Source organism: uncultured Roseibium sp. (assembly GCF_947499295.1).
Classification (GTDB): Bacteria; Pseudomonadota; Alphaproteobacteria; order Rhizobiales; family Stappiaceae; genus Roseibium.
Genome location: NZ_CANMNP010000008.1, coordinates 17,015 through 31,931, shown reverse-complemented (window position 1 = coordinate 31,931; position 14,917 = coordinate 17,015). Strand labels below are relative to the sequence as shown.

The following is a 14,917-nucleotide window of genomic DNA, read 5'->3' as shown; positions in this document are numbered from 1 at the left end:
CGCCATATTTAATACTGAACGGAGCTTGTCTCCGGTCCGGATGCCTTTGAAAGGGTCCGGGCGCAAGGTCGCTTCGACAAGGACTTTGAGGATGTCACGCATGTCAGCGTTTTCTAGCCCGTTTATGCTCGGGTTCGACGATATCGAGCGTGTGCTTGATCGCGTTTCCAAGGCCGCGAATGACGGATACCCGCCCTATAACATCGAAAGACTTCCGAAAAACGAAGGTCAGGGTGATATAATTCGGATAACGTTGGCTGTGGCCGGCTTCACCAGAGAGCAACTCGATGTCTCCGTAGAGGAGAGTCAGCTTGTGATCCGAGGTCGGCAGGTAGACGATAAATCCCGCCAGTATCTGCATCGCGGCATTGCCGCCCGGCAGTTTCAACGGGCATTTGTTCTGGCCGAGGGGATCGAGATCCTCGGAGCTGACCTCAAAGATGGTCTTTTGTCCATCGACCTGGCACGTCCTGAACCGGAACGTGTTATAAGAAAAATAGAAATCTCCAGCGGCGAATAGACCCTCGTCGACCAACTTGTGGAGAATTGACTGATGCACGACCCAAATAGCCCGGATTGGGCAGACGGCGCAGATCTCACAACCGCCATGTCCGTCGACGAACTGACGGAACTCGGTACCGGAGATGTTGCCTATATCAAACCGATCAAAGCGCGGGACCTGAAGGAAATGTTTCCGGAAGTTCCACCGCTCCACGACAACATGACGCTTTATGCGCTTCTAAATGCGGACGGCACGCCGATCCTGCTGGCAGACAGCCGTGAAGCAGCCGTTGCCAATGCGTTCGAAGCCGACCTTGAAATGGCTTCGCTTCACTAGACAACACTGCAGAAATTAAACAAAAACACCGGCCGATTGGCCGGTGTTTTTGTTTATGGCATAGGCAACGTCCAGCTAACGCAGATGATGTTGTTATCTTCAGGTAAGCGCCTGTTCCTTGCCAGCGGGCCTTGTTTTGGAAGCTTCATCGGCGTCTTCGCGGTTTGCCGGCTTGGGCATGTCGGGGGATCCGCCCGATTGAACCGAGGGTGGTTTGCGCCAGGGTTGGCTCTTGTACCAGGAGACCACATAGGCCACGAGAATGAGCGCCAGAATGCCGAGCAGATTGCTCAGGATCTGAGGCAACCAATCACCACGCCCCCAGACCATGTCACGGAGCAAGGCAGCAGCCTGAGCAATCACGAGGCTTGCCATGAAAACGGCGAGTGATTGCTGACCAACCTTTTGGACGATCCTGACAAACCGTCCCCAGAGAACGCCGTGTCCGAGCAGATGCTTCCCATGTTCACCGGCCGCGACCCAGGCCAGATAAGCCAGAGCAAGGAAGTGGAGATAGCGGAACAGGCCAAACTCGGTCTTGATCCAGAGCGGACGGATCATTTCGCGTACGTCCCGCGCCCAAACCACATTCCACTGATGTTCGCTATGGATACGGAAATAGGCAAAAGGGATCGTGACGACGACAATTGCCGCGCAGAACAGGATCAAATTGCGGTTTACGGGCGGTGCCGGGATCCAGCCGCGCATGAAGGCAAAACCGGTGAAAAACAGCATTTGCCAGGCGAACGGGTTGAAAAACCATTTTCTGTGTTCGCCTTCGGAATTGACCCAGGGCTCTGCCGGAAGATCCAGAAAGCCGAACTGAGAGGCGAGCCAGAGACCGATCGATACTGCAAAGGCGGCTGCAACGGACACGCGTGAGGCCAGCATGATCACGGGGATCAGTGCCAGGATCACGATATACATCGGCAGAATGTCGAAATAATTGGGCACCCAGGTCAATGTCATCAGACCGGGCAGGGCCACGACAGTTTTGTTGTAAAGATGCCAGAGGTTCAAGGACGCGACATAATCCTGGGTCAGGTCGCAGCATTCTTTGAGATAGCCACTTTCGTGGATCATCACGAGCCCGACCGCGATCACAAGAATCTGGCCGATATGCGCCCAATAAACCTGCCACATTCGATGCAGAATGCGGGCGGTTCCCATACCGATGCCATGCACATCGAAGATCTTGCCGAAGGCGATGGCGGATGCCATGCCCGAGCAGAAAACGAAGATTTCCGTGGCGTCCGAGAAGCCGAAACGCGCCGGGATCCAAAGAGTCCACCAGTTCCACGGCACATGGGCAACGTAAATGATGAACATTCCGATCCCGCGGAAAAAATCGAGCCGCGGGTCACGGGGGCGTTTCGTCTGGTGATGTGCGTTCACGTCAGGTCCAAAAATGTGGCTTGCAGAGGCGGGCGGTTATTACACCGATCCGGCTGCCCTAAGGCTGTCGTCTTCCATGACCCGCTCTGCGCGTTGCATCTTGTCGCAGACTTCAAGCCGCTGTTCGGCAAAACTGTCAAGGGCGCCGCGCTTGTGGGTGCGGCTTTTGATCAGATTTTCTGCTTCAGAGGAGAACCCGGCCCGCAAGGCAGCGTCAATGGTGATCCGTTCAAAAACATCGCGCTGGGCATGGGAACCGCCAATGATGTTCAGATTGTCCCTGGCTGAAGTCAACAGTGAAAAGGCTGATGCATAGTTGCCTTTACGGTATTGTTCCAGTCCGAGCCCCGTCGGCAAGCCGGCCTCGGCGGAAACCCGGCCGATGTCCGTTTCGCTTTTCGCCCGATCCTTCAGTCCGTTGAGCAGACGATCCGCTCCCATACGGCGGCCGCCGTTCAGGAGGCAGAGGAGATAGTGCAGGTCCGCAAAGACATTGCAGCCGTCTTCGGCCCGTTTATCGGACAAAAGGGCCAGTTCGTCCCAGCGAGGACCAACATTGACACCTTCCAGTTCCAGTCGAACAAGCAGCGACGCGGCATTTGAAATGTCGCGATAATCGTCGGTTTTGTCCTTGCGGATATCGTTGTCGTAGAGCGCGAGTGCTTTGTCCGCTTCGCCCTGACTGAGATACATCAGCGCCAGGTGCCACCACACGTGATAGCCGAAATTGTTGCAATGCGCCCAACCGTTCGGATGGTTTTCCAGCCAGCCGGCACCCTCTTCGGCACGTCCCGTCATGTCGTGAACGTGTGCCACAGCGTGAAGGCCCCACGCGTCGTCTTTTGCAAACTCCAACCCTCTGCGGCCGGATGCTTCCGCCTGACGGTAGTCACCGGTTTCTTCAAGCGAAAAGGCCCGGCACCCGAGCAGGTACCCGTACGAGGGGTGGTTTTCGTCATAGGCCGAGAACACACGGTCGATCGATTGCCGCATGCCGACGGAATCGCCCAGAACGAAACGGATCGCGTGGACGAGCTTCATCAGCAAGGCATCTTGAGCATATTTGACGAGTTGGGCGTCAAGGATATCGGCTGCCCGGGTCGGAAACCCCTGAAGCCAGGTGTCGAGCGCATCAAGGACAACCGTTTCGCGATCGGTCAAAGGTGTGTTTTGGGCGGACGTGCGCGCCACCGACAGGCATTCGCGCGCTGTCGTATAAAGTTCCCGCCGGCCAAGCAACAGACAGAAGAGACCGCGTGTGGCATGGCCGAGCGCGAAATCGGGCGCCAGGCTCAAACAGCTTTCAAGATGGCCCGGCGTCGCCTTGCCATGAGCCAGGAAGGCATTCACGGTCGCATTCCAGGCCGCAACTGCGTCCTTGTTGGCAAGTGTTAAATCATACCCAAATTGATCGCTGAGACGCATGTCAGGCCTTTATATCTCTTCGGGCTGGTCCGATGCCGCGTTGTTCCCGCGTCAAGACGTTCGGCATCTGCCAGCCAATACTTTGTCACCGCTAAAATCTGCAGGCTTCACTTGAACTGCAAAACACAAAAAGGTGTTGGCAATGTGTAGGGCACCAAAAGACACTTTCGTTGCGAAATTATGGCCAATCGTGACACCGTGAAATTTGCTCTTGAAGAAATACGGAACCAAAGTGAATCGGGATCACAAGGACATGACGCCCAGTTTGCAAAAGTCTCAGCTGATGGTGACTGGCATTGCGCTCGCCCTATTGGGCCTTATTGCCATAAGCGCCTACGGCGAGGCCGGGTCCCGGCAAGCAATTGCAACCCTTATCGGCGGTCTTGCCGGCTTGTCTCTTTATCACGCCAGCTTCGGCTTCACAGCTGCCTGGCGCCGCATCGTGACCGAAAGGCGTGGTGGCGGCCTGCGGGCACAGTTTGTTCTGATCCTTCTGACAAGCGCCGTGTCTTTTCCGCTGATCGCCTGGGGCGGTTCACTTGGCTGGCCCACCGGCGGGTTCGTCTTTCCGTTCGGCGTTGCTGCAGCGTTGGGCGCATTCATGTTCGGTATCGGAATGCAGCTGGGCGGCGGATGCGGCTCCGGCACCCTCTTTACCGCCGGCGGAGGCTCTACCCGAATGATGATAACACTGGCCGCCTTCATTCTGGGCTCGGTTGCGGCAACGGCGCATCTGCATTTATGGGGAAGATTGCCCAAATTTCCGGCGGTCTCCTTCGTCCGGGAATTTGGGCCTCACGGTGCTTTTTTGGCAACTGCGGCGGTTCTTGGAGCCCTGGCCTTGTTGACGCTGCGGATTGAAAGGAGCGCTCATGGCGAGATCGCGCCCGCAAGGCGGACTGAGAGTTTTCTCAAAGGTCCCTGGTCGCCCATGTTGGGCGCGCTCATGCTCGCCGTCGTTGGCATAGCAACCTTTGTCGTCGTCGGTCGGCCCTGGGGCATAACCTCGGCATTTGCACTTTGGGGGGCCAAGGCCTTTCAAGCTGTCGGGTTGCCGGTCGAAACCTGGCCCTATTGGACCTGGCAACGCGGAGCCTTGGACAACTCGGTTCTGCGGGACACCACCTCCGTCATGGATTTTGGCGTCATTCTGGGAGCCATGGCGGCGGCGGCCCTTGCTGGCCGGTTCGCTCCTGTTTGGCATCTCAGTCGGCGCGATGTGCTGACCGCACTCGCCGGTGGTCTGCTCATGGGCTACGGCGCACGCCTGGCATATGGCTGCAACATTGGTGCTTATCTGGGCGGACTGGTATCCGGTTCACTTCATGGCTGGCTCTGGCTCGTCTTCGGTTTTCTGGGAAGTCTTGCCGGCACCAGGTTGAGACTGCGGCTTGGCATGGGCTGAGGGAAACCCGGCACACCGCATTGTGAGAGCGCTGTGAGGCAGGTGGCCATTAGGGTGCCGGAATTGACTACGTGAGTGCGGGAGCAAGCAATATGCGTCTATTGATAAGTGTCTTTATCTGGCTGATTGTCGCCGTTGGCGTCTCCCAGGCGGACAGTCTTTCGAACCGGGAAGGCTGGAAAGTCATCCCGACTGAGCAAAGTTATTCCGACCTGGTCGAAAGCGTCAAAGCGGCGGTGAAAGCTGAAAAGATGCTTCTCGTCACGCAGGCAAGCGCCTCAGCTGGAGCCAAGGGACGTGGGTTGAAAATACCCGGCAATCGCATCATGGGCGTTTACAGAAACGATTATGCCATCCGTATGCTTGAAGCATCGGTTGCTGCGGGCATTGAAGCACCCATCCGGTTTTATGTCACCGAGAACAGCGATGGCAGCGGAACGTTATCCTGGAAAACGCCTGGATTTGTTTTCGCCCCTTATATGGATGAAGGCGGGGATGCGCTCGCCGAACTCGCCGCCGAGCTGGATGATGTCTTTCAGACAATTGCGGATAATGCTGTTGCCTCTCGGTAACAGGCCGGTCTGATCAGCATCTCGAAAGCAGGGGAAATATGATTTTCGCCTTGTCTCGTTGAGATTTCAGCCTCACATTTATTGTGTCTGCAACAACTGAAAGGAGGTGTGCCCATGTCTAGTGAGTATCCGATCGTGGTCCGAAAGTCTGGGCGGAATGGAACGATGCTGGAGCAGCCTCCGGTTTTGAACGGTTTCGCTGGGATCTGATCCGGACATTCGGACACGTCGATCTCATGGGAGGGCCGCATTGCGGCCCTCTTTTGATTCTGAATGTTTATTGTATGAGACCGGCTGCCTTGCGAACGTCCTCGTCCCGCAAGGAACAGTCGACGCCTCGATAGGCGTCACCGGCATCCGTGCACAGCCAGCAAATGGCTTCGCCGACCCATTCTGAAGGTATGTGCACAGCAGGGTCGAGCTGACTGACAGGATTGATGCCGGATGCCTTGATATCCACCTGCATTTGTGTCGCAACGGTGCCCGGGCTGAGGCCGACCACACGCAGGCCCTTGTCGCCGAACTCCTTGTCGGCACAGCGTGTGAGCGACAGGGCCGCTGCCTTGGAAGAACAATATTGGCTCCAGCCTTCAAGGGCGCCGACGGCGGCGCCGGAGCTGATATTGACAATTGTTCCGGCACTTTTTTCAAGCATGTGCGGAGCGACGGCGCGAATGCCGTGATAAACCCCTTTGACATTGATATCGATGACCTGCCCCCAAGCCTCGGGGTCGGATGTCTCAATCCGTGAAATGGGCTCTATGACGCCGGCATTGTTGACGAGAATGCTGATGTCGCCAAAAGTGTCCAGCGCGAACTGAACGGCCTTTTCCATGTCCCCGTAGTCGGCAACATCGCACGTTACGGCCGCAGCATCCCCGCCGTTTTTGCGAATGTCGTCCGCGATCTGCTCGATATCTGCGCTGCTGCGTGCTGCGAGAACCACTTTGGCTCCATATTTGGCAAGGCTTCGGGCTGCTGCTGCGCCTATGCCTCGGCTGGCTCCCGTCACCAAGGCAACTTGTCCCGACAAATCAAACATATAACGTCCAGTCCTATCGTCTGTTGGCTTTTTGCCGTTTTTGCTTTGGCGACCTTAGTGCCCCGAGGCTGTGGAATAAACAGCTGCATCGCAGCATCATCATGCAGATTGTGCACGAATGCGTGTTAGGTCTTCAATCAGGCGACCTGCTTGTGACGCGAATTGGCTGGGCGGTTGCCGTCGGACTGCGGTCAAACTGAACCGGGAAAAGGCAAATCCAATGGCCGCGGAAACATTCTCTCTGAAAACAATTCTCCGACAGCTTTATTTCGGTCACAGCACCAAAGCCAGGGTCTTTCGCTATGCACTGCTTGCTTTCGATCTGATCACGATCGGCTATTTCGTTGTCTCCTCGGTTCTTGACCCGGCGCGGCTACATCATGCGTTGGACTATGTGATCGCAGGTGTGCTGCTGCTCGACTATGTTGCCAGGATGATCGCGGCAGCCAATCCGGGGCGCTATGTCGTCAGCTTTACGTCTTTGGCCGACGTTGTCGTGATTGCATCTTTGATTGCACCCGCCTTCCTTGAAAACTTTGCCTTCATGCGTGTCGTGCGCATGTTGCGTTTGATGCGGTCCTATCATCTTCTGAAGGAGCTGCGCGATGCGTCCAGCTGGTTCAGGCGCAACGAGGAAATTCTGCAGTCGGGCGTGAACTTGATCGTCTTCATTTTCGTGGTCACTGCTATCGTGTTTGTGGTGGAAGACGACCGCAATCCCAACATCAACAACTATCTCGATGCGCTGTATTTCACTGTTGCGACCCTGACGACAACCGGGTTTGGCGACATCACGATGACCGACAGTGTCGGCAGGCTCATGACCGTCCTGATCATGATCTTCGGTGTTGCCCTGTTTCTACGGTTGGTTCAAACGATTTTCCGGCCTTCCAAAGTCAGGATATCCTGCCCCGACTGCGGCTTGAACCGGCACGATACGGATGCTGTTCATTGCAAGCATTGCGGCCGGACACTGAAAATACCCACCGACGGCTCCTGGGAATAGTTGCACACTCAGCATGATGGCTCTCTCCGACTTGTGAACGGCGCCGGCTGGACAAATTCCAGCGCCGCTCCAATGTTTGCAGGCGGGGCGCCAAATTCTTTGCGGCAGTCCGCGAACCATATGCGATGGGTGAGGAGCTGGAAGTGTTGTCGAAAAAATACTCTTTCGTCGGCTGTGCCGCCATTTTGAGCGGCGTTGTCCTGGCGGGCGGAAACAGCACAGCCGCAGAAACCGGGTGCGGCGAAGAAGTCCCTTGTGAAATCGAAAACGGACAGTACTACATCCACCTTCCGAAGGCGCATGAAGACGGAGAAGCGCTCGGCGCGATCTTTTATCTGCATGGCCATCGTGGAAAGGCTGTCAATGCGATCCGCAACAAAGGCTTCCAGCGCATGGCCGATGAGCTCGGCGTCGCCTTTGTCGCGGTCCAGGGCGTGGACGGCACATGGTCCTTTCCCACGGCGCCTCGAAACCTGCGCGATGAGGCCGTCTTCTTCGACAATGTTCTGAGTGACCTTTCCGACAAATTCGGTGTCGACACGAACCGGACACTGCTGTCCGGTTTTTCATCGGGCGGCTTCATGACCTGGTATCTGGCCTGTCAGGACTCCGGAAAATTTGCCGGTTATGCGCCGATTGCCGGAGCTTTCTGGGAACCGCTGCCGAAAGACTGTCCGACAGAACCGCCCTATCTTTTTCATGTTCACGGCACCAGCGATACGGTCGTGCCGCTCGCGGGCAGGTGGCTCGGCGGCGGCCAGTGGAAGCAGGGAGATGTATTTGAAAGCTTTGATGTCTGGCGCCGGCAAAACGGCCTGGCGGATGCCGCGCCACAAAAATTTACCGACGGCAAATTGACCTGCGAACGCTGGCAACCCAGCGAAGGGCTTCTGGAACTCTGTTTGCATGATGGCGGCCACAGTGTTGAAGCAAAATGGATCAAGCGTGCGTGGACTGAGCTTGGCTCCATGATGGGGTGGACCGAAAAGGGGTGAACGTTCACCGCGAACTGACAGGAATTTGAGCCGCAGTGTGCGCGTCAGCGCAACGGTGCTGTTGACGCGGCTGCGCCCCTGTGGCCTTTTCCGACGAAATTCAGCACGTTTAGGTGAAGTGTGTCCCCATCCAGCCCCGATCCCGGCGCTCTGTCCGGTCTTGTTGTTCTAGATCTTTCGCGAATACTGGCTGGTCCGACCTGTACCCAGATCCTGGGCGATCTTGGTGCGGAAGTGATCAAGATCGAGCGTCCGGGCCGCGGCGACGATACCCGTGGCTGGGGACCGCCTTTCCTGAAGGACAAGGATGGAAATGAGACCGCCGAGAGCGCTTACTACCTGTCCTCGAACCGCAACAAGGCGTCTGTAGCGATTGATCTGTCCAGCCCGGAAGGCCAGAGCCTGATTGCCGATCTCGCCGTCAAGGCAGATATTCTGGTCGAGAATTTCAAGGTTGGGGACCTGAAACGGCGTGGCCTCGACTACGCAACTTTGAAAGCGCGCAATCCGCGCCTCATTTATTGTTCGATTTCCGGCTTCGGCCAGACCGGGCCTTATGCGCATCGTGCAGGTTACGATTTCCTGATCCAGGGCATGGGCGGGATCATGTCGCTTACCGGATTTGCCGACGAGGATGGCGGCACGGAGACAAAGTGCGGTGTCGGCATTGCCGACGTCATGTGCGGAATGTACGCAACGGTCTCGATCCTTGCTGCCCTCAACCATCGGCATTCAACGGACGAAGGTCAGCATATCGACATTTCCTTGCTCGACGCGCAGGTCTCCTGGCTGATCAATCAGGGCGTTGGGTATCTGGTGTCCGGCGATGTCCCTGGTCGGCTTGGTAATGGTCACCCGACCATCGTTCCTTATGAGACCTTTCCAGCTGCAGATCAGTCTTTCATCATCGCGGTTGGCAACGACACCCAGTTTCAAAAGTTCTGCGCGGTTGCAGGTGCACCCGAACTTGGCGCCGATCCTCAATTTGCCAAGAACGCGGATCGAGTACGAAATCGCAAGGAGCTAATCCCCTTGATCCGGCGTCTTACCATTGAAAAGACGGCAGACGAGTGGATCAGGCTGCTCGAAGAGACGGGTGTTCCGTGCGGCCCTGTCAATGATTTGGGACAGGTTTTCGATGATCCGCAAATCCGGCAGCGCAACATGCGCATTACACTGCCGCATCCGCTCAGCGGGGACGTTGACCTGATTGGATCTCCGATCAACCTGGAGAAAACGCCGGTTGGTTACAGGAACGCGCCACCGTTGCTTGGTGCAGACACACAAGACGTGCTCGCTCGTCACCTGGGACTGACCGCAGAGCAGCTTTCGGATCTGGAAGCAAAAGGTATTTTGGATCTTGGGGCAGATGCTCCAAATAAAGGGTAAGCATTTCAATGACCACTGGTGCAGATATTATCGCAGGCAAACTTCACGCGGCTGGTTGCCGTCATGCTTTTGGCATCCCTGGCGGTGAAGTTCTTGCGTTGATGCAGGCGCTCGATCAGGCGGGGTTGAATTTCGTTCTGGTCAAACATGAAAATGCCGGAGGCTTCATGGCTGAAGGCGGTTGGCATGCTGACGGTGCTCCAGGTGTGCTTCTGGCTACCATCGGTCCGGGCGCAGCAAACGCAATCAATGTCGTTGCCAACGCATGGCAGGACCGCGTGCCGCTGATTTTCCTGACGGGCTGCGTCGATCAGGCCGATGCGGAAAGCTACACGCACCAGGTTTTCGATCACCAGCAATTGTTGCGGCCAATCGTGAAGGCAAGCTTCTCAGCTCGCCTTGGTGCGCTGGACGTGATGATGGAAAAAGCTCTGGCAATTGCGCTCGACGGTCAGCCAGGGCCGGTGCACATAGATGTTCCGATCAAGGTCGCTGAAGCGGAAACGGAAGAGGGTTGGAGCGAGCGTTTTTCCTCCGCACCTGTGGCCAGTGCACCGTTTCAGGGACCTGACCTTGAGACAGCGCTTGCGGTGTTTGCCAAGGCAGAACGTCCGATCGCCATCGCCGGTGTCGATGCCGTGAACGAAGGTGCTTCGGTCGAGATCTCCAAGTTCTGCCAAACGTTCAATATTCCCCTTTTGACCAGCTACAAGGGCAAGGGTCTTTTGGACGAAAACAGCGATCTTGCACTTGGAGGCGCCGGTCTGTCGCCAAAGGCTGATGGCCACCTGCTGCCGCTGATCAATCAGAGCGATTGCATTCTTCTTTTGGGCTATGACCCGATCGAGATGCGCATCAACTGGCGCAATCCCTGGGAGGAAACGGCGAATGTCATCGACGTGACATCGGTGCTGCGCACACATGGCATGCACGCCGTTTCCGCAACACTTCGCAGCGCTGTCGCCCCGGCTTTGAAACTTTTGGCGGACGCCAGAAGCAAGGAACAGTCTTCCTGGGCTGCCGGCCAACCGGCTAAGGTGCGTAAGGATCTCGAAGAGGCATTTCAACCAGAGCCGTCCGGCTGGGGCCCTGGCAGGGTTTTCCATACGCTGCGCGACGTCATGCCTGCGAACACGGTCGCAACGGCTGACAGTGGCGCGCACCGCATTCTGGTCAGTCAAATCTGGCGCTGCCCGATGCCGAGGCAAATGCTCCAGTCATCGGCTCTTTGCACCATGGGGTGCGCGGTTCCTCTCGCGATGGGTCACCGTCTCGTCGACGATCGCTCACCGGTCATCGCCTTTGTCGGAGATGCAGGTCTCGAAATGTGCCTCGGAGAACTTTCAACACTGCGCGATCTGAATATCCCCGTGATCATCTGTGTGTTGGTCGATACCAGTCTTGCGCTGATCGAACTGAAACAGCGCGGCAGTCAAAGACCGAATGTAGGTGTGGATTTTGGCGAGACGGATTTCCCGGCGGTGGCTGGCGCATATGGCGGGCACGGTGTCTGGATCGAGAATGAAAACGATCTGAAACAGGAAGCAGAAGCAGCACTGAAGCGGGACGGTTTCACTTTGCTGGCCTGCCGAATTCCACGCCGAGCCTATGATGGTGCGTTTTAGGCAAAACAGCGAAATCAAGCCAATTATTTGCGACTGGTTTATTTTGGACGGGTAATGCTCCTGATCCGTGCAGCTTGAGGCTATTCAGTGGCTGAAAAACGGGATAACAGGTGCACACGTAATCGTGCTCGACGTGAGGGAGAAAAAAATGAAGGGTTCGAAAATCGTCCTGATTGATCGCCACCCTGGCCGGTCCGCTCAGACCATTGGGGTTGCCAGAGAACTGGGGACAGATCCGGAACTTATTCACGAACCCTCAGTCGGTGTTGTCGGGACGAAAGGAGACAGCCAGTGTTACCTCGGCGTTGCCTCCAAAGTGGATGCTATTCATGAGCACCTCAAATCCCGCATTGGCAATGGTCCGGATGAACTGAAATACAGACTGGTTCAGCCGGAATTCACCATCGCGACCTCCGACGGTATCCGCAACGGGACACGGGAGATGCGCTATTCGCTCCTGGGTCGGGAAGTCACCAACGATTCCCTGTGTGAGCATCTGGAGGCAACAGGCCTTGCCGGAACCATCGCCGTGGTTGCCTGCGACAAGCCGCCGGTCGGTACTATGGCAGCCGTTCTGGAACACAACGAACCGGCAATCATCATGTCGGATGGCACCATCCGGCCAGGCCGGGACCCCGAAACCGGGGAAGCCCTGGATATTGTCAGCGCGTATCAGGTTGCAGGTCATCCGGATCCGGCAGTCCGCCATCGCATAGCGTGCAATGCCTGCCCGGGCATTGGCAGTTGCGGCGGCATGTTTACCTACAACACCATGCAAACCTTCATCGGAGTCGTCGGCCTTCAACCTCTTCACATGGTCGCGCCCGCTTCCGACGATCCTCGGCGCCTTGAAGAATTCCCGGCTGAGCTCGTTTCCCATCTCGCTGACATGATGACATCCGGTCTGAAGCCGCGCGATATCGTCAAGCGGGACTCGATCCGGAATGCTGTGATCGTGGCGATGGCCATCGGTGGCTCGACCAATGTGGTTCTACACGTGCCCGAAATCGCTCGTGCCGCCGGTTATGAGCACTTCTGGCGCGATGTCATGACACCTGAAGAATTCAATCACCTGTCGAAAAACGTTGTGCCGGTCCTAACCAATGCGCGGCCATATGGCGCTTATTCCATGATTGATATCGACCGCGTCGGCGGCGTCCAGGTGATTGTCAAGGAACTGCTGGATGCAGGTCTTCTGAACGGCGATATGATGACGTGTACCGGACGCACACTTGCCGAGCAGGTTGCCGACTTGAACACTCCAGCGCCCGATGGCGATGTCATTCACGGGGTCGCTGAGCCTTTCAAGCCGACAGGCGGGCTCAGAATGCTCGGTGGTAACCTGTCTCCGGATTTTTCGGCTATTTTGAAACTTGCGGGCGTGGAAGGCGGTCTGGAAGACAATCTTTTCAAGGGGCGCGCGCGGGTGTTTGAAAGCGAGGCAGACCTCATCAAGGCGCTTGATGAAGCGCCGGACAGCTTCCAGGACAAGGACATGATTATCGTCCGCTATTCCGGGCCGAGCGGTGCTCCTGGGATGCCGGAAATGCTGGACCCAACGTCCCGTATCACCACGCTTTGCCGCGAACGCGACATTGTTGTCGCCCTGATGACGGACGCGCGCTTTTCTGGCGGTTCCGTTGGCCTTGTAATCGGTCATGTCGGACCTGAAGCGGCCCTTGGCGGCCCGATTGCATTTGTCGAAGATGGCGATGCCATTATCGTCGATCTGAACAGCAACACCTTGAACTGCACAGCTCTCGAAGACCCTGCCGTTCTGGCTGCTCGTAAAGGGGTGTGGGATAAAGTCGTCGCCGACAATGGCGGTCAGCATCCCAATTGCGGCGTTGCCGATACGAGGCTGTTGCACAGGGCACGTCACACTGCCGTTCCCGCCGTTCGCGGTGGCGGTATGCATCCGAACCGTGAAGTCTGGGTACGTGAACCAAGACAGGCGGAAAAATCGGGCTTTGAGCCAAGCAATCGTCACCGTGGTGCCTGATCACAGGTAGTCCACACCGGATTACCATTACCCCTCGAAATGAACGCTGCGTCGGCAATTGCAGTTTGCGTCGTTGCCGGCCAGTCAATCCTGCGTTTCACCTGTCTTCAGGCATGTGATGGCTTGTCGGGATCAGGAACAGCTGTTCAGCGTAGGGACGTCTTCTTTATTGAGCGTGTTTGTAGCAAGAATTCGGATTTGCGAACTTCGTAATCCTCATCACAGACCGGAAATTCCGCGCCTTCTAATCTGACTTCACGCTGGGGCACCTGCTCCATGGTTGAACAGAAGGAGAGATGGAAATGCCCCGCGTATCAAACACATTTATTACATCTTACAAAGTAAGCGACCTGAATGCAGACGACAGGACTTCCGGGAGCAATTCTGAAGAAGACAGATTTGATTTCAGCGGCGTGTCCGCGGACGAAGATGCAGAAGGCGGGGAGTGGATCCCGATCGAAACCATGCATCCTCCTATTTGGAAACCTGGCCAGACAGGTGGTCATTCCAGTTCCGGCGAAGCCCAGTCCTTAGTAACCGATAAGGATGCGCCGAACAGTTTCGATGACTTCGGATTCTTCTGAGGAGCCTTAGCGGCGCAGACCAATCCCAAAACTCAGATTGCCGTTTTTTGGAAGATGCGAGTGATCGAACCGTCGCTCTCCAACTGGTTTCCCGTGGCGCTGAAACCGCATTTCTCGAGAACATGAATTGATGCTCCGTTTTCCGCAGCAACGGTTGCGATAATGGAGTTCAAGGCGAAGCAGTCAAATCCATGACTGCATGCGGCAGACACGAATTCCGTCGCGAAGCCTTGCCGCCAGAAATTTACATCAAGGGCGTATTTGACTTCAGGAGTTTTCTGATTGCCGGGATGCACCAGACCTCCAAAGCCGATCGTTGCGCCGGTGTCTCTTGAAGTCAGAGCCCACATTCCATAACCGCGCTTTTCATAATTGTTCTCAGTGACCGACAACCAGGCTCTGGCCTCGTCCGGTGAGAGAGGCGATCCGTCATCAATGTATCTACAGACGTCCGGGTTGCCATAGACTGCAAGCAAGGTGTCAAAGTCGCTGAGGCGCCATTTCCGGACCTTTATGCGCACAGTTTCAAAAACAATCATGAAGACGCATTTGTTTGAGTAATGCCTTGTTTCATTCGTTTGGCGCAGGTTAATGCGCTTTTGGTGAAATCGTCTGACGAGAACGGTGTTTGCGCCATCG

Annotated in this window: 14 protein-coding genes; 10 read left to right on the top strand and 4 right to left on the bottom strand. The window is 56.2% G+C overall.

What is annotated here, in order from left to right:
* The first annotated feature begins 91 nt into the window (after window positions 1-91).
* Together Q0835_RS13930 and Q0835_RS13925 are read left to right on the top strand one after the other, a co-directional pair.
* On the top strand, window positions 92-520 hold the full coding sequence (locus Q0835_RS13930; protein WP_298819083.1) for an Hsp20 family protein: 429 nt from the start codon (window positions 92-94) through the stop codon (window positions 518-520).
* A gap of 33 nt (window positions 521-553) precedes the next feature.
* The gene (locus tag Q0835_RS13925) at window positions 554-838 is read left to right on the top strand and encodes a DUF1150 domain-containing protein (protein WP_247649307.1); all 285 of its coding nucleotides are present in this window, start codon (window positions 554-556) and stop codon (window positions 836-838) included.
* A gap of 99 nt (window positions 839-937) precedes the next feature.
* Here the strand turns inward: Q0835_RS13925 and Q0835_RS13920 are convergent, their stop codons facing one another.
* Both Q0835_RS13920 and Q0835_RS13915 read right to left on the bottom strand, forming a co-directional pair.
* Window positions 938-2,233 carry an OpgC domain-containing protein gene (locus tag Q0835_RS13920; protein ID WP_298962113.1) on the bottom strand — a complete coding sequence of 432 codons (1,296 nt, stop codon included), beginning with the start codon at window positions 2,231-2,233 and terminating at the stop codon, window positions 938-940.
* A 39-nt stretch (window positions 2,234-2,272) separates the two neighbouring features.
* Window positions 2,273-3,658, bottom strand: coding sequence for a tetratricopeptide repeat protein (locus tag Q0835_RS13915; protein WP_298819089.1), 1,386 nt, complete (start codon window positions 3,656-3,658; stop codon window positions 2,273-2,275).
* A 253-nt stretch (window positions 3,659-3,911) separates the two neighbouring features.
* Here Q0835_RS13915 and Q0835_RS13910 point away from each other — a divergent pair, with 253 nt between their 5' ends.
* Both Q0835_RS13910 and Q0835_RS13905 read left to right on the top strand, forming a co-directional pair.
* Entirely contained in the window at window positions 3,912-5,063 is a 1,152-nt protein-coding gene (locus Q0835_RS13910; RefSeq protein WP_298962110.1) for a YeeE/YedE family protein, read from the top strand.
* Between the two features lie 92 nt (window positions 5,064-5,155).
* Complete coding sequence (locus Q0835_RS13905) at window positions 5,156-5,635, top strand: DUF302 domain-containing protein (protein WP_298819092.1); 480 nt, start codon at window positions 5,156-5,158, stop codon at window positions 5,633-5,635.
* 277 nt (window positions 5,636-5,912) lie between these two features.
* Here Q0835_RS13905 and Q0835_RS13900 read toward each other — a convergent pair whose 3' ends face one another.
* The gene (locus tag Q0835_RS13900; protein ID WP_298962107.1) at window positions 5,913-6,677 is read right to left on the bottom strand and encodes an SDR family oxidoreductase; all 765 of its coding nucleotides are present in this window, start codon (window positions 6,675-6,677) and stop codon (window positions 5,913-5,915) included.
* Between the two features lie 220 nt (window positions 6,678-6,897).
* Here Q0835_RS13900 and Q0835_RS13895 point away from each other — a divergent pair, with 220 nt between their 5' ends.
* The 6 genes from Q0835_RS13895 to Q0835_RS13870 all read left to right on the top strand — a co-directional run bounded on the left by Q0835_RS13895 (window position 6,898) and on the right by Q0835_RS13870 (window position 14,278).
* Window positions 6,898-7,683, top strand: coding sequence for an ion transporter (locus tag Q0835_RS13895; RefSeq protein WP_298962103.1), 786 nt, complete (start codon window positions 6,898-6,900; stop codon window positions 7,681-7,683).
* 143 nt (window positions 7,684-7,826) lie between these two features.
* Window positions 7,827-8,678 (top strand): alpha/beta hydrolase-fold protein, encoded by an 852-nt coding sequence (locus tag Q0835_RS13890; protein ID WP_298962100.1) that lies wholly within the window; start codon window positions 7,827-7,829, stop codon window positions 8,676-8,678.
* Window positions 8,679-8,798: 120 nt separating this feature from the next.
* Window positions 8,799-10,067, top strand: coding sequence for a CaiB/BaiF CoA-transferase family protein (locus Q0835_RS13885; RefSeq protein WP_298962097.1), 1,269 nt, complete (start codon window positions 8,799-8,801; stop codon window positions 10,065-10,067).
* Window positions 10,068-10,075: 8 nt separating this feature from the next.
* A complete protein-coding gene (locus Q0835_RS13880; RefSeq protein WP_298962094.1) occupies window positions 10,076-11,692 on the top strand; it encodes a thiamine pyrophosphate-binding protein in 1,617 nt (538 codons plus the stop codon).
* A 148-nt stretch (window positions 11,693-11,840) separates the two neighbouring features.
* Window positions 11,841-13,694 carry a dihydroxy-acid dehydratase gene (locus tag Q0835_RS13875; RefSeq protein WP_298962091.1) on the top strand — a complete coding sequence of 618 codons (1,854 nt, stop codon included), beginning with the start codon at window positions 11,841-11,843 and terminating at the stop codon, window positions 13,692-13,694.
* Window positions 13,695-13,996: 302 nt separating this feature from the next.
* Complete coding sequence (locus Q0835_RS13870) at window positions 13,997-14,278, top strand: hypothetical protein (protein WP_298962089.1); 282 nt, start codon at window positions 13,997-13,999, stop codon at window positions 14,276-14,278.
* 32 nt (window positions 14,279-14,310) lie between these two features.
* Here the strand turns inward: Q0835_RS13870 and Q0835_RS13865 are convergent, their stop codons facing one another.
* Entirely contained in the window at window positions 14,311-14,817 is a 507-nt protein-coding gene (locus Q0835_RS13865) for a GNAT family N-acetyltransferase (protein WP_298962086.1), read from the bottom strand.
* Window positions 14,818-14,917 lie beyond the last annotated feature (100 nt).